13 protein-coding genes are annotated in these 14,265 nt (G+C 61.5%); 6 read left to right on the top strand and 7 right to left on the bottom strand.

Features of this window, described 5'->3' with window-relative positions:
- Nucleotides 1–12: 12 nt before the first annotated feature.
- The 4 genes from P9292_RS39765 to P9292_RS39750 all read right to left on the bottom strand — a co-directional run bounded on the left by P9292_RS39765 (nucleotide 13) and on the right by P9292_RS39750 (nucleotide 3,573).
- Nucleotides 13–1,188, bottom strand: coding sequence for a tyrosine-type recombinase/integrase (locus tag P9292_RS39765; RefSeq protein ID WP_309965428.1), 1,176 nt, complete (start codon nucleotides 1,186–1,188; stop codon nucleotides 13–15).
- Nucleotides 1,189–1,300: 112 nt separating this feature from the next.
- Nucleotides 1,301–1,639 (bottom strand): hydroxyisourate hydrolase, encoded by a 339-nt coding sequence (gene uraH, locus P9292_RS39760; protein WP_244831569.1) that lies wholly within the window; start codon nucleotides 1,637–1,639, stop codon nucleotides 1,301–1,303.
- A 28-nt stretch (nucleotides 1,640–1,667) separates the two neighbouring features.
- Nucleotides 1,668–2,192 (bottom strand): hydroxyisourate hydrolase, encoded by a 525-nt coding sequence (locus P9292_RS39755; RefSeq protein ID WP_309965125.1) that lies wholly within the window; start codon nucleotides 2,190–2,192, stop codon nucleotides 1,668–1,670.
- Nucleotide 2,193: 1 nt separating this feature from the next.
- Complete coding sequence (locus tag P9292_RS39750) at nucleotides 2,194–3,573, bottom strand: MFS transporter (RefSeq protein ID WP_309965425.1); 1,380 nt, start codon at nucleotides 3,571–3,573, stop codon at nucleotides 2,194–2,196.
- A gap of 360 nt (nucleotides 3,574–3,933) precedes the next feature.
- On the opposite strand from P9292_RS39750, the gene P9292_RS39745 reads away from it, so the two are divergent.
- Both P9292_RS39745 and uraD read left to right on the top strand, forming a co-directional pair.
- Entirely contained in the window at nucleotides 3,934–4,878 is a 945-nt protein-coding gene (locus P9292_RS39745; RefSeq protein WP_309965122.1) for a LysR family transcriptional regulator, read from the top strand.
- A 142-nt stretch (nucleotides 4,879–5,020) separates the two neighbouring features.
- The gene (gene uraD / locus P9292_RS39740; RefSeq protein ID WP_309965119.1) at nucleotides 5,021–5,548 is read left to right on the top strand and encodes a 2-oxo-4-hydroxy-4-carboxy-5-ureidoimidazoline decarboxylase; all 528 of its coding nucleotides are present in this window, start codon (nucleotides 5,021–5,023) and stop codon (nucleotides 5,546–5,548) included.
- On the opposite strand, the gene P9292_RS39735 is transcribed toward uraD, so the two are convergent.
- On the bottom strand, nucleotides 5,528–5,992 hold the full coding sequence (locus P9292_RS39735; protein WP_244831561.1) for a cupin domain-containing protein: 465 nt from the start codon (nucleotides 5,990–5,992) through the stop codon (nucleotides 5,528–5,530). The genes uraD and P9292_RS39735 overlap by 21 nt on opposite strands.
- A 549-nt stretch (nucleotides 5,993–6,541) precedes the next feature.
- Between P9292_RS39735 and P9292_RS39730 the strand changes: the two genes are divergently transcribed.
- Complete coding sequence (locus tag P9292_RS39730) at nucleotides 6,542–7,369, top strand: class I SAM-dependent methyltransferase (protein WP_250494831.1); 828 nt, start codon at nucleotides 6,542–6,544, stop codon at nucleotides 7,367–7,369.
- 88 nt (nucleotides 7,370–7,457) lie between these two features.
- Here the strand turns inward: P9292_RS39730 and P9292_RS39725 are convergent, their stop codons facing one another.
- Nucleotides 7,458–7,922 (bottom strand): histidine kinase, encoded by a 465-nt coding sequence (locus P9292_RS39725; protein WP_309965116.1) that lies wholly within the window; start codon nucleotides 7,920–7,922, stop codon nucleotides 7,458–7,460.
- Between the two features lie 673 nt (nucleotides 7,923–8,595).
- Complete coding sequence (locus P9292_RS39720; RefSeq protein WP_250469587.1) at nucleotides 8,596–9,507, bottom strand: AraC family transcriptional regulator; 912 nt, start codon at nucleotides 9,505–9,507, stop codon at nucleotides 8,596–8,598.
- Between the two features lie 101 nt (nucleotides 9,508–9,608).
- On the opposite strand from P9292_RS39720, the gene P9292_RS39715 reads away from it, so the two are divergent.
- The 3 genes from P9292_RS39715 to P9292_RS39705 all read left to right on the top strand — a co-directional run bounded on the left by P9292_RS39715 (nucleotide 9,609) and on the right by P9292_RS39705 (nucleotide 14,119).
- Nucleotides 9,609–10,364 (top strand): SDR family oxidoreductase, encoded by a 756-nt coding sequence (locus P9292_RS39715; RefSeq protein ID WP_309965113.1) that lies wholly within the window; start codon nucleotides 9,609–9,611, stop codon nucleotides 10,362–10,364.
- A 452-nt stretch (nucleotides 10,365–10,816) separates the two neighbouring features.
- The gene (locus P9292_RS39710) at nucleotides 10,817–13,210 is read left to right on the top strand and encodes a filamentous hemagglutinin N-terminal domain-containing protein (protein WP_309965110.1); all 2,394 of its coding nucleotides are present in this window, start codon (nucleotides 10,817–10,819) and stop codon (nucleotides 13,208–13,210) included.
- Nucleotides 13,211–13,390: 180 nt separating this feature from the next.
- On the top strand, nucleotides 13,391–14,119 hold the full coding sequence (locus P9292_RS39705; RefSeq protein WP_250511302.1) for a TonB family protein: 729 nt from the start codon (nucleotides 13,391–13,393) through the stop codon (nucleotides 14,117–14,119).
- Nucleotides 14,120–14,265: the final 146 nt, after the last annotated feature.

Here is a 14,265-nt window from a genome sequence, read left to right as displayed (position 1 = left end):
CGGACGCGTTCGCTACCAGTCGATGCGATGCTTCTCGTCCGTCTCGCGGTGCCGCCGGTCGTCGTCCATATGCAGATAAAGACTTGTCGTGGCAAGCGATGCGTGCCCGAGGTTGTCGCGCACGAGCCGCAGATCGACTTTCTGATCCGCCATATGTGAACCGGCGCTGTGACGCAGCCAGTGCGCCGACGCCTTCTCCAGCAAGTCCGCGTTTGCGGATGCGCCGTCGCGTTCGCGGAGCCGGGCCGCTGCGCTCGCAAAAATATCCTTCACGATGGAATGCAGCGCGGCGCGCGTGAGCGGCGCGCAAGTCTTCGTGCCGTCGTTCGCGGCCGTTGCGCCGACGGGCAGCACGAGCGGCGTGTCTTCGCTGGGCGAGGGCATTGCGCTCAAGCCCAGATGCTGACGATAGCGCGAGAGCTCCGTCATCATCTCACGCGTGGCGGGCACGAGGCGCTCCTTGCCGCCTTTGCCGAGGACGGTGAGCCACCAGCGCATCGTGCCGTCCGCATCGCGTCGCACGAAAAACTGCCCCATGTGATTGCCGCCGACTTCCGCTATACGCAAGCCCCCAAGGTAGAGCAGCGTGAAGAGCCAACGCGCGCGCGACGCATGGGCGCGAGCGCGGTCAGTTTCGCGCGGCATGGCAGCGATGGTGTCCTTCACTTCCTGCCAGAGTGCCGGTTCCAGATAACGCGTGATGCGCGGCGCGGCATGCTTTGCGCGTTGACGAGACAGCGCGAGCGGATTGCCCGCGAGATAGCCGGCTTGTACCAGCCACGAAAACAGCGCGTTCAAAATGACGACCGCCTGACGCTGACTCGCGGGCGATAGCGGCCCGTAAAACGGCCGCCAGCGCGCGTCGCTGCGCGCATGCTTGCGCCCGCCGCCCGCGACCCATGTCGCCGCCGGTTGCGGGTCGGCGAGAAAGTGCTGATAGCGCAGACAATCCTCGTGCGAGAGCGACGACAGCGGCTTGCCGAGCGTCACGATAGACCAGAGCAGAAGGCGTTCGGCTTCCTTGCGATAGTTCTCGAAGGTGGTCTTCGTTGCGTGGAAGCGCGACAGCCAAGCGCGGATGGCGTCGAGGTCGCTGTCCGCCTCGATTTGCGCGTGCTTGCGAAGCTCGCGGTTCGTGCCGTCGCGGCCATCTATTTCCGCTGGAATTACGAGCGCTTCAAGCGGCATCGGCTGAAGCGCGACGCGGGACGATGCTCGCAGAGTTTGGTTCAAGGTGGGGCGTCGTCGGTGGGTCGAACTGAACGACATTATAGGTGGATGTGCTTGCCCCGATCCATGTTCAGCTCCCGCGATAAGTCCCGAAGCTCCATGGCGAACAGAGCAGCGGCACATGGTAATGCTGTGTCGCGTCCGAGACGGTGAAGCGCACGGGAACGACATCGGCGAAGACATCCGGCGTGCGAAAGTAGTCGGCGACCCAGAAGCGCAACTCGAAGCTCCCGGCGCGCGCCTGAGCGGCGGGCAAAATCGGCGCGTCGGTGCGGCCATCGCGATTCGTCCGCGTCCGCGCGATGAGCGTCGGCGGCTGCGTGGTCGTATCGAATAGCTCGATCTGCATGCCGGCAGCGGGCTTGCCGGTGGATACATCGAGGACGTGTGTGGTGATGCCTGCGGCCATCGTGATGCTCCTGTTCGAAATTACGGAATTAGCTGCCGCGATAATAGTTGTAGCTCCACGGCCCGAAGAGCACGGGCAGATGGATGCGCTGCGAGGCATCGGTGATGCGAAAGCGCAGCGGTATCTTCGAGAGGAACAGCGGCGTCGGCAGCTCGGTCTTGCGCGCGGCGAAGTAGTCGTCGACGTGCAGCAGTAGTTCGTAAGTGCCGACGCGGTAGGTTTCGTCGATCAGAAGCGGCGGTTCGCTGCGGCCGCTTGGGGCGAGCGTGATCGTCTGCATGAGTTTCGGCTGGCCATTTTCAATGCTGAACAGGTCCACGCGCATGCCCGCGGCCGGCGTGCCGTGCCAGGTATCCAGTCCATGCATGGTCAGGCGCGGACTCAGGCCGTCCTGCTGCACGGGACCGGTGTTCTGATTCGGCGCGGACGCGGCCTCCATGCCAGCGGCGTGCGCGGTTCCGGCGAAGAGCACGCTGCTGCCTAGCGCCATAGACTGCAGCGCGAAGCGCCGGCGGCGGGCATCGAAGGCGGGAAGGGTGGTGTCGTCGCTCATGTCATGCCTCTTGTCGTGTGCCGCCAAGCTTGCGGATACCCGCGATGACCAGCACCGCGGCGAGAACTTCGATGATGGCCACGAGATACAGCCCGGTCGTGACCTTGCCGGTGGCGTTTTTGATGAGCCCCATTACATACGGCGCGCCGAAGCCCGCGAGATTCGAGACCGAGTTGATCAGCGCCACGCCGACAGCGGCCGCGCTGCCCGCCAGATAGCGGTTTGGCAACTGCCAGAACACGGGAATGGCGCTCATGGTGCCGGCAAGCGCCAGAGTCATCGCAATGAGCGAGACGATGGCGGGCAGTCCCGGCACGCCCATGAACAACGCGAGCGCGGCCATCGACACGCCGCCTGCTATCGCCGGGCCGCTGAAGTGCCAGCGCACCTCGTTGCGCCGGTCGGAGCGCGCGCCGTTGAAGATCATGCCCGCCGCGCCGCACAGATAGGCCACCGCCGCAATCCAGCCCACGGCAATCGGCGAGATAAAGCCCACGTCCTTGATGATGGTCGGAATCCAGAACGTCAGCGTGGAGTTCGCGCACAGCAGGCAGAAGAAGATCGCGATGAGCAGCCACACCTTGCGGTTGGTCACGAGCGAGCGCCAGTCGTGTCCGCGCTCGCCCATCGAAGCGTTGTCGCGCTGCAGGGCATCGAGCACGACGCGCTTTTCATCTGCCGTGAGCCAGCGCGCTTCATCGGGCTTGTCGGTCATGTAGAAGTACGCGAAGAAGCCGGCCAGCACGGAAGGAATGCCTTCGATGATGAAGAGCCACTGCCAGCCGTGCATGCCGTGAAAGCCGCCCATCGAAGTCATGATCCAGCCGGCGATGGGACCGCCGAGCACGCCCGCAATCGCGGATGCCGACATGAACGTGCCGAAGGCGCGCGCACGGCGCTGCGTGGGATACCAGTAGGTGAGATAGAGGATCACGCCCGGATAGAAGCCCGCCTCGAAGGCGCCGAGCAGAAAGCGCAGGAGATAGAACTGTGTCGGCGTGGAGACGGTCGTCTGCAGCATGCAGATGACGCCCCAGCAGATCGTGATGCGCATGATGGTCTTCTTCGCGCCGATCTTTTGCAAAAGCATGTTCGAGGGCACTTCGAAGAAGAAGTAGCCGAGAAAAAAGATACCGGCGCCGAGCCCGTACACCGCCTCGGAGAAATGCAGTGAGTCCAGCATTTGCAGTTTGGCGAAGCCGATATTCACGCGGTCGAGCCATGCCAGCACCCACAGCACGTCCAGAAACGGCAGCAGGCGCCACGAGACTTTGCGATAAGCGCTGGCCTCCGCGTTCGCGATGACGTCAGCCGTTGCGCTGACCGTTGCGCCGTTCGGCCCATCGGCGTACGCCGGCATGACTTCCTTGATGATCGACATGATGAGTCCTCCAAGCGCGATGAAGTAAGCCGCCGCGGCGGTGCGTTCGATGGAGCCAGTATTGAAAATCAAAAAAAGCTTGGGAACGGCGGGCGTTTGAATAAGCCCGATAGCAACTTCGATATGCGCCGCAAAGCCTTGCGGCGCATGGGTTTGCGGGGTTCGACAGAGGTGCGTTCGCCGTTATGGATTACCCTTGGAGCGCGCGTTCAGGCCTCGTTGCACCGCCTTCGTGCAGGAATCGGCCGAACGCATCGAATTAATTCGGCACGTTGCCCTCGATGCTTCTACACGTTACAACGTCAAACAGGCAAGCGCTGCCCCGACGCTGCGCCGTTCACGGGCCACGGACCTCAAAACATGAATCGCGCAGACGATCCATTCGATACCTATCTGTTGCGCGTGCTTTGCACGTTGATCGCCGAGCGCAGCGTGTCTCGCACGGCCATTCGCATGAATCAGTCGCAGCCGGCCATCAGCAGCGCGCTCAAACGGCTGCGTACGATCTTCAACGACCCGCTTCTCACGCGCGAGAAGAACGTGATGGTCCCGACCGAGCGGGCGCTGCAACTCGCCGAGAACGCGCAAGCCGCGCTCGGCGCGCTGGATAACCTGCTGGTGGCGGACGACCGGTTCGATCCCGCCACCACCGAGCAGACCTTCACGGTCGGCATGCCCGACTATTTGGCGCCGCCGTTCTTCGCGCATGTGGTGCGCGAGTTCCGCCGCACGGCGCCAAGGGCGCGTCTCGTCGCGATGCCGCTGTCCGCGACCTTCAACTACGAGCAGGCGTTGTCGGAAGGCTCGCCGGATATCGTCATCGGCAATTGGCCGAATCCACCGGAGCATCTGCATTTGTCCGTGCTGCTTGAGGACGAGGTGGTGTGCGTCGTGGCCGAGGACAGCGTGCATGCGCGACCCGGCGAGTTCACCGCGCAGACTTATCTGGACGCGGCGCATATCGTGCCGACGCCTTATTCGCGCGATCAACGTGGCGTCGTGGATACTGGACTCAGCACGATGCGCGTGCATCGGGATAATCGCGTGAGCTGTCCGTACTTCAATCTCGCGCCTAGCCTCATTCCAGGCACGGACCTGATCCTGACCACGGGCCGCCACTTCGCCAACTATCACGCGCAATCGCTGCCGGTTGCCGTGCTCGATCCGCCGATCGAGTTTCCGCTCATGCGGTTCTATCAGCTGTGGCATCCGTCGCGGCATCGCTCGGCATCGCATGTGTGGCTGCGCGGCACGTTGACGGCGGCGTCGCAAGCGCTGCGCGAACTGCGCGACATGAAGCGTTAGGGTAGCCGGCGCTCGTTATCGGGTTCTGCTATGCGGTCTATAAGGCCGCGGTTCTCGCCCGCCGCGCTTGCGCTTCCTATACTCGGCCCGTAATCGTCATCCACGCCTGGCCTCGATCAAGCGGGCTTTACGGGAGCACTACATGTCTCAGTCGATCGATCTCGCGCCGATCAATGCGCTCGATCATGCAACCTTCCTGCGCGCCTTCGGGAGCGTCTTCGAGCACTTTCCACAGGCAGCGAGCGGCGCGTGGGAACGGCGGCCATTCGGCTCCGCGCCGGAACTGCATCGAGCGATGATGGGCGTCATCCGCGCGCTAAACGAGCGAGGCCAATGCGACTTTCTGAACTTGCATCCGCTATTGTCGGGTTCGAACATTCGTGCAGGCACGATGACGCGCGATTCGAATGCCGAACAAAAGGGCGCCGGACTGGACGCGCTGACGCCCGCGCAAGAGGCCGCGCTCGACCGGATGAACGCGGACTATCTCGCGCGGCATGGCTTTCCATTCATTATCTGCGTGCGGCATTACACGCGGGAGGGGATTTTCGCGGCGTTCGAACGCCGTATCGGGCGTGACACGCCACAGGAGATGGACGAGGCGCTCGCGCAGATCGAGGCAATCACTCGGGCGCGGCTTTATGAGCGCTTAAGCGCTCTCGTCTCCTGACGATCGGAACGACGAGCGGGGAAAGGAGCCGTTGAGTTTGCGGCTGAACTTGCGGCTCACCTTGAGCGCGAGCAGCGCAGGCTTGGTGATATGCGGACGCAAGATGGCATGCTTGCGCACGTATTTCGGAACGTACCATTCAGAATGGGTCCCGGCATAGAACAGCGCGGCATGGCCTTCGCGCAGCGTGCGCGGTTCCTGACCTTCGGCCGTGATGATGACTTCGCCTTCGATGACGTAGATGGTCTCATCGGCATTGAAGTACCAGTTGAAGCGCCCGGCGGTGCAATCCCAGACCCAGGAAGTCGTGGTCGTGTCGGGACTCTGCGACCACTGACCGCTGCGCGCGACGGGATTGCCCTCGAGTATCCACGCCGGGTCGATCGGGTCGGGCTTGAGCAGAACGTCATCCAGACGAACTGACTCGAAAACGGGAGTGGCCATGAGAGTTCCTTTGCCGGTACTGGCGATCGATTAAATAGGGCAGCAAAAAAAGCGCCTACCCGGCGAATTCATCGCCATGAATTGCGGGAACATGGGTTCGGTCGATGTCGGCGTGCTCGGTCAAGACCATCAACGGATATGCATTGGTCCGCGTGAGCGTTATCCGCAAAGGGTTTTAAGTCTTTGAGCATATCGTGATAGGTTGGTCGGCATGCGCTTCGTATGAACAAACCAAAAGTCATGTTGCGACGCCCGGCAAAGCGTCGACAACTGGCTGGCCATTCGACAACCTACTGAAAATTCTTCCCGATGCCAAGGCTTTGCGTGATGACGTGCATCGCCTCAGGAACGGTCAGACGCTTATATGCCCGCTGAGTTCCGTTTTTGATCAGGGCTGACGCGCACCTTTGTCATGCCGAGCGCTATTTTGAATAACCCGGCGGCAAAATTAAACGACTGCTACACTTCATTTGTCATTCAAGTGCGGTGGCGGCCGACTCTCAATGCCCCGCTCCGGTTTCTCTGGTTATCGCTCAGCGCGGGTGCCGTATGGGATTTTCCCAGCAACGCTTTACCGTGCAAGACCGCGTCAACCGGTCTGCATGGCGCACCCGTAGCGCGCTCCGATGGTACGACAAGCTGAGCGATTGGACCGATCCTGGCGAGGCCGCGGCTATCGCTTATGTGCGCGCGGAAGTACGCGATCAACCTTTGCTCGATGTCGGTGTAGGCGGCGGACGCACGGTGCCGCTGCTGTCGCGGGTGAGCCCGGATTACACGGGTGTCGATTACACGCCCGAGCTGGTCGCGATATGTCAGAGAAATTATCCGAGCGTCCAGGTGCGTGTCATGGATGCGCGCAACCTGGCCGAATTCGAGGACAACAGCTTCGCGCTCGTGATGTTCAGCTTCAATGGCATCGATTCCATCGACAGTGAAGGCAGACGCAAAGTGCTAAGCGAGTTTGCACGCGTGCTCAAGCCAGGCGGTCTCGCATTGTTTTCTACCCACAATCTCGCCGGGCCGGGCTACAGGGAAACGTTTGCGCAAGCTTCGCATGTTTCGCAGGCGGAGAATGTCGTCGAATTCGGCATCAACTGCGCGCGAGCTTTATATAACCTTCCAATGGCGGCGTTCAATTATCTGCGTTATTCGCCTCTCAACCGCGAATACGACGGCTATGCGCTACGCGTCTGCGCCGCTCACAGGTTCGGCATTCTGATCCTTTACACGAATATCCAGACGCAGCGCCAACAATGTGCCGAGGCCGGCCTGCTTACCGAGGCCGTTTTCGGAAGTAATAGCGGCGCTCAAGTATCGGAACTGGCCGACGTTAGCGGCGAGAACTGGCTGCATTTCGTCGCGCGAAAGGTCTAGCGGTTCACTTCTGCGTTGCAATCGATTGATTTTTGGGTCCTCGAACGTCACGCCGTGCAGTCCCTAAGGAACGTGACTATCGTTCGCGTTAGCGGCGATTGCGCATCGGCACGATACCGAAATGACTTTCGATGAGATCGGTGAGTCGCCAGAGCGAACATGGGCGACGGACGTGACCGTCGAAGCCGGCTTCTTTCATCGATGGCAGCGAATCGAGCGGTTGAATGTTGCTCATTGCAATGATCAATAAACCCGCCGTGTGTTCCGTTCGACGCAACTGCCGGACAGTCTCAAAGTCGGGTGGCGTGTCCATTCTCGTGTCGAGCAGCAGCGCATGAGCTTTCCAGTGCTGCAGGAAACGGCGGGCGTCGCCCATTTCGCTTGCGTGTATTGCTTCGAATCCTCTCGTGGACAGAAGAAGCGCAAGTGACTTGCCTATTGGCCTGTCCTTATGCCCGATTACGATTCGCCTTTTGCTGGTCACGACAACCTTGCTGTCGGGCCGCCACAGCGCGAACTCCTGCTCGTCGTCCAACGGTAAGCGCCCTGTCACGATGTGCTCCTCTGACCTGCGTTGATCGACTAATCATTGATTGCGGGTCTTTGCCGATGCGGGCGCCGCGTTGCAACAGACCTCGTCACACAGTGGCGCCATTCTGACCTGATCCAAACCGCGAACCGGTAATGACGTGCATGTCGCGCATTGCTGTTGTAAGTGCTTGCAGCACTCGGAACGAATCCCGGCGTGCTAGGTTAGGCGCTCTGCGTGCGGGGCACAGAGCCAAAGCCGCACTGCTCTTCCTCATTGGTATTCATAGATATCAGATGAGTTCGGAATTGCCTAGATCATTCCTGTTGTCGTTGTCCAACGTGTCGGAGCCCGCGAGCACTTCCACATTAGGTGACTCGCATTCTTCACAACGAAGTGCCTCTTCCGACAATTGCGACGAAAACAATTTCCCGCAAGACTGACAGTGGCACGTGAGCATTAGGCCTCCGAAGTGCGGCGCATACAACGTTCTGAAGAAAGGTTAGCACGTGGTTTCGCCAGTTTCAGATTCTTCTTCTCAATGAAGCAAAACGATTCATGCATTCCAACGAAGTGGGATGTGTGGAAATTCTTAAATAAATAACGTCAGTTGATTGAAGAGGTTGCGCGTGATCGTGAGCGTCGAACGAGCGTTATTGAGCCAGGCAATGAGCAATCGATCTGCATATCGAAGTAATTAGTCTTCTGCCGCTTGTCCGTCGCGCGCGTATTGCGACGGCGAGCGGCCGACATGCCGGGTGAACGCGACGCTGAATGTGCTGGCGGAGCTATAGCCGACACGCTGCGCGATCTCCGCGATACGCCCTTGACTTCGCCGCAACAGATCCTTGGCGAGCGCCATGCGCCACCGGAGCAGATATTCCATCGGCGCTACGCCCACCGCGCGACTGAAGCGCTCGAAAAAAGTCGAGCGGGAAAGCGCGGCCTCTTTCGCCAACTCGGCCACCGTCCACGCGTGCGCGGAGCGTTCGTGCATTCCGCGTAAAGCAGCCGCTAAACGAAGGTCCGACAGCCCACGCACGAGACCCGGTGACGCGTCCGTTCCGGCCGTCGAGCGCAGCGCCTCGATCAGCAGCACTTCGAGCAAGCGAGAAAGCACGACTTCGCGCGCGGGCCGCTGTTCGCGCGATTCCTCGCGAACCAGTTGCACGAGCGTGGCAAGCCGCCGTTCCCCGCGAACATGCACGAAGCGCGGCAACAGCGAAACGAGCAGAGCCGCGTCGGGTGAACCGAAGCTGCAGTGACCTGCCATCATGCGCGCGTCGATCGGGCTATCCGGCGGGCCGATCCTGAACTCGCCATTGCCGAGCGCAACGGGCGATTGCGTTTCGGAACCGGGCGGCGGCGCTTCGAGACTGGACACCGCAACGCCGTAAGCGGCGGGAATCAGCATGAAGTCGCCGGACAACAGTTCGATCGGCTCGTAGCCGTCGATTGAGATACGGCATCCGCCTTCCAGAATCACGCAATAAAAAGGCTGACCTGCGTCCGAGCGGCTGATGTGCCAAGGACTTGCACCATGAACGAGCTTGGAGAAATTGGCAGCCGGTTGAAGCAGCGTCACGACTTCGGCCAACGGATCGATCATTGCCGGACTCCTGCAAATGAAATCTGGATTATCGATTGTAGCGAGTACGAGAGCGGCGATCTATTGTGGTGGCACACGCAAACCACTTCAAAGGAGTCGTCATGCAAACCGTGTTGATCACCGGTTGTTCTTCCGGATTTGGGCTCGAAATCGCCCGTCACTTTCTGAGTCGCGGCTGGCAAGTCATCGCGACGATGCGCACGCCGCGCACCGATGTTCCGCCGCCGTCCGAACACCTGCGCATCTTGCCGCTCGATGTCACGAACGCCGAAAGCATTCGCGCGGCAATCGAAGCCGCGGGACCGATCGATGTCCTCGTCAACAACGCGGGCGTCGGCGCGGCGTCGCCCGCCGAACTCGTGCCCATTGCCACGGTGCGCGACATCTTCGAGACCAACACCATCGGCACCATTGCAATGACGCAAGCCGTGCTGCCGCAGTTTCGCGAGCGCGGGGCGGGCGTCATCGTCAACGTGACGTCGAGCGTGACCATCAAGCCCTTGCCGCTGATCGGCGCATATCGCGCGAGCAAGGCGGCGGTGAACGCCTTCACCGAGTCGATGGCGCTTGAACTCGAACCGTTCGGCGTGCGCGCGCGCCTCGTTTTGCCGGGCCGCGCGCCGGACACGCGCTTCGGCGACAACGCGCGCGCGCATATGCATGGCCTGGAGCACGCGGCCTATGCCGATCTCGTCAAGCGCGTCTTCGAGCAGTTCCAGGACACCGCGTCGCCGACCACGCGCGCGGAGGACGTTGCCGAAGCGGTATGGCGCGCGGCCACCGACCCCTCGGCGCCGATGCGTATTCCCGCTGGCGTCGATGCCGAGGCATGGGCCGCCGAAGCGCGACAAAGGTGAAGCGAAAAATAATCCCAACGAATCGACAGGCTCGAAATGCGCGGGGAGGGTAGTGTTGCCTCGTTCGACGCGGGCGGTCTACGCGTTGGGAAAATCAAACGATTTCACCAAGACGTGATCGTTCGCGATCGAAGCCGGGCCTGACATCGTGCTTCAGTACCGCACGATGTCGGGGCACGAATACATCCAGCGCGCGATCATGGTGCCGGCGTCCGCACTGAAGGACGTCATTAACACGTTGAAATTACCGATTATCCCCACTCCCCGTTGTTTGCATTTCACGCTTATCGCTAAAGAACTCGTAAGCATAATTACAGCCCGTTGAGCAAGCCCTGAAAACGATCATCTTTCGTCTTTCGATATGGACATTACGCTCTGTTACACTGCACTACCAACTAAAAAAAGCTGTCTACTTAGCGATTAAATCGGGGAAACACTCTGTTGGGGGCGGTATGCGTCTTTTTGTTTACCGTCTCGCGGGCGTCTCGACGCTCGGCGATGCGGCCTGCGTCTCTACGTTTCGCGCACCGGGCTTTACAGTTCGGGCTCTTCCACTTCTCATCGCACTTGCATCTGCTGGCAGTTTCCTTCACGCGCCGGGAGCCGAAGCTGCACCGCCTCTTCCTCAAGGCGGTAAATATGTCGCGGGCTCGGGAACCATCGCACAAAGCGGCGGAACCCTGAATATCAAGCAGTCGGGCACGAACGGCATTATCAATTGGACGAGTTTTTCCATCGGCGCGGGCAATACGGTTTCCATCAACAACGGAACCGGCGCAACCCTCAACCGCGTCACCGGCAACGACATGTCGGCTATCTACGGCACGCTCAAGAGCACCGGCAGCGTCTACCTCATCAATCCGCATGGCGTGCTCATCGGGCCGACGGGCGTGGTGGCGACCGGCGGACGCTTCGTTGCATCGACACTCGATACCGATAACGACTCGTTCATGAACAGCCCGGATTACTTCACGCTCGGCGGCAGTTCGAATGCCAGCGTGATCAATCTCGGGAAAATCAGTTCGTCGGGCGGCGACGTCTTCCTCATTTCGGCGAAGAGCGTCATGAATGCCGGATCGATCAGCGCGCCGAAGGGCACGGCCGAACTCGTCACGGCGCGCGAAGTCGTGCTTGCGGACAGCGCATACGGCCAGCAAGTTGGCGTGCAGACGACGGGCACGAGCGGCGACGTGACCAACTCGGGCACGATCCAGGCGGCGCTGATCAGCCTGCAAGCGGCCGACGGCAACATCTTCGCGCTTGCGGGCAAGTCGGGCGCACTGCGCGCCACCGGCACGGAAACGCGCGATGGCCACGTGTGGCTCGTGGCGCAAGGCGGTACGGTGGACGCACGCGGCGCCACCATTTCCGCGCGCAACGCGGATGGCAGCGGCGGCACCGTCGACATGACCGGCAACGCCATCAAGCTGAGCGAGGCGAAAGTAGGCGCGGGACAGTGGAACATCACGGCCCCGACCTTTACCGCCGACGCAGCGCCCGCCCGCACGCTGGCCGCGAACCTGAGCAGCGGAACGTCGATCACGGTCCATGCGAATGGCGCGGATGCCACCAAGGGCGCGGGCGACATCAACGTGACATCGAATATTCGGTGGATCGGGTCGTCGTCGCTGACGCTCGACGCCGGGCATTCAGTGACCATCGCGCCGGGCGCGACCATCGCCAACACGGGCGCGGGCAGTCTCACCTTGCGTGCGGACGCCAGCGCGGTCGACAACGGCGGCAGCGTGACCAATCGCGGCACGCTCGACTGGTCGCACAGCACGGGTATCGTCTCGGCGCTGTACGACATGACCGGCAGCTACACGCCCGGAACCGTGCATGGCAACGCGAGTTGGAGCGCGGCGCCGTTCAGCGGTCTGCTCACGCAGGTCACGGCTTATCAGCTCGTCAATTCGATTGCCGATCTGCACGCCGTGAAGAACAATCTCGGCGGCACTTACGCACTCGGCTCGTCGCTGGAGCTGGATGGCGCAACGGGCCTCTCGGGCATCGGCAGCGCGGCGCAACCGTTCACCGGTCAGTTCGACGGCATGGGGCATCTGCTGAGCGATCTGAACATTCCGAGCGGAGCGAATACGGGCTTGTTCGGCGTGGTCGGCCCGACCGGCATCGTGCGCAACGTACTAGTGGATAGCGCCACCGCGTCGTCGTCGGGCGGTCCGGTCGGTGTGCTTGCGGGCACGAACTACGGCTACCTGGTGAATGTCGCGAGCACGGGCATCGTCAACAAACCCACGGGTACGGCCACGGCAGCGGGGGGGCTGGTCGGCATCAACCGCGGACGTATCGAGCGTTCGTGGAGCGGCGCGCAAGTCAATGGCGATGGCGAAATCGGCGGTCTAGTCGGCGAAAACGATGGTTACATCGGCCAGTCGTACACCATCAACTTCATGACGGCTGCCGCAACAGCGACGATCGGCGGGCTCGCGGGCGTGAACAGCGGCACCATCGAGCAGTCGTATTCGCAGAGCTTCGTGAATGGCGGCGCATATATCGGCGGCTTGGTGGGCAACAACACCGGCACCATTCGCCAGTCGTACAGCACGGCATCGCTTTCGCCGGGCACGGGGTCGCATAAGCCGGGCGCCATTGCGGGCACGAATAGCGGCACGATTGCCAAAGACGTCTTCTGGGACAAGGAAACGTCTGTCGCGACAGCGGGTGTCGGCAGCGGCAAGGCCATGTCCGCTTCGAGTGGTCTGACGAGCGCGCAAATGGCCACGCCAGCGAGCTTCGGTCCTACGTGGGACTTCAGCTCCAAGGGAACGTGGTCGCTTCCGGATGGCACGGAGGAGCCGGTCCTGCGTTGGACCGCCGGGCTGTAAGGCAGAACGGACGCGGGCGGACATCGTTCCGCCCGCGTCGATATCGAGATCGACGTAAGCGCGCATAAGCGTCGTGCCGTCGCGCTAAGTCGTTCTGTCGCGCGCGCCGCTTTCGCACACCGTCATCGCTAAGGTTTCCCCAGGCGCTTGCCGTTATCCAGAGAGGCTCAGGAAAACGGCATGTCAGCGATGGCTCAGACGCACACGCATTACGACAATCTCAAAGTGACGCACAACGCGCCGCCCGAAGTCATTCGCGCGGCGTACAAGGCGTTGAGTCAGCGCTATCACCCCGACAGGAACACGAGTCCGGACGCGACAAAAATCATGAAGATGCTCAACGACGCCTACGCCGTCCTGAGCGATGCCGAATCGCGGCGCGGTTACGACGTGACGATTGCGCAACAGCTTCCGGAATCGGCTGCTTGGGGCGAGGTCGGTTCGCGTTCGTCGATCGGTGAATCGAATGCGACTATCAAGCGCGGGAAGCTGCGCGGCTGGGCGTGGCTTCTGGCCGTTGGCGTCGTCGTGTCGATACAGTGGTCGGTCAGTGAACCGGCGACGCACAAGCCGAGCGTCGCTGCGGCTTCTTCTGGCGAGCAGGTTGCCCGCGTTGCGGCAAAGGCGGATGAACCCGTCGCAACAGTTGGCTACGCCGAGCGCGTCGGACGGCGCGTGCGGACGAATATCGCGTGGACCAATGGCGTGGCTGGACTCGAAACGGTGATCGGCGCGCGCTGTGCGCCCAATGGCGCGTTGCTGTCCGCGTCCATCGTACATTCGAGCGGCAACGCGCAATGGGACGAAACGGCATTGCGCGCCGTTCAACGCCTCGACCCGATGCCTGACGATACGAACGGCGAGACACCCGCCGCATTCGCCGTCACCGTGCGCTCGTCGGGCAATTGACGCGAATTTCTCAACCAGCAACCCTGGCGCGATGTTCCCGCATCGAGCGTCTCTGAGCGCTTGTGCGCTATTGCGGGACTATTGTCGAGCATGTCTGCTCCGCAGATTTCCAAGGCATCGAAGAAAAGCAGGTCTTGCGCAGATCG

Origin of the sequence: Caballeronia sp. LZ001 (genome assembly GCF_031450875.1) — a bacterium.
Taxonomy (GTDB): domain Bacteria; phylum Pseudomonadota; class Gammaproteobacteria; order Burkholderiales; family Burkholderiaceae; genus Caballeronia.
The sequence above is the reverse complement of the archived record's forward strand: the minus strand, read 5'-3'. Positions and strand labels throughout refer to the sequence as shown.

Coding starts and splice junctions, on each gene's coding strand:
- P9292_RS39715 (WP_309965113.1), top strand. CDS start 9,609: ATGCAAACCGTGTTGATCACCGGTTGTTCTTCCGGATTTGGGCTCGAA.
- P9292_RS39705 (WP_250511302.1), top strand. CDS start 13,391: ATGTCAGCGATGGCTCAGACGCACACGCATTACGACAATCTCAAAGTG.
- uraD (WP_309965119.1), top strand. CDS start 5,021: ATGTCTCAGTCGATCGATCTCGCGCCGATCAATGCGCTCGATCATGCA.
- P9292_RS39720 (WP_250469587.1), bottom strand. CDS start 9,507: ATGATCGATCCGTTGGCCGAAGTCGTGACGCTGCTTCAACCGGCTGCC.
- P9292_RS39750 (WP_309965425.1), bottom strand. CDS start 3,573: ATGTCGATCATCAAGGAAGTCATGCCGGCGTACGCCGATGGGCCGAAC.
- P9292_RS39765 (WP_309965428.1), bottom strand. CDS start 1,188: ATGCCGCTTGAAGCGCTCGTAATTCCAGCGGAAATAGATGGCCGCGAC.
- P9292_RS39735 (WP_244831561.1), bottom strand. CDS start 5,992: ATGGCCACTCCCGTTTTCGAGTCAGTTCGTCTGGATGACGTTCTGCTC.
- uraH (WP_244831569.1), bottom strand. CDS start 1,639: ATGGCCGCAGGCATCACCACACACGTCCTCGATGTATCCACCGGCAAG.
- P9292_RS39710 (WP_309965110.1), top strand. CDS start 10,817: ATGCGTCTTTTTGTTTACCGTCTCGCGGGCGTCTCGACGCTCGGCGAT.
- P9292_RS39745 (WP_309965122.1), top strand. CDS start 3,934: ATGAATCGCGCAGACGATCCATTCGATACCTATCTGTTGCGCGTGCTT.
- P9292_RS39755 (WP_309965125.1), bottom strand. CDS start 2,192: ATGAGCGACGACACCACCCTTCCCGCCTTCGATGCCCGCCGCCGGCGC.
- P9292_RS39730 (WP_250494831.1), top strand. CDS start 6,542: ATGGGATTTTCCCAGCAACGCTTTACCGTGCAAGACCGCGTCAACCGG.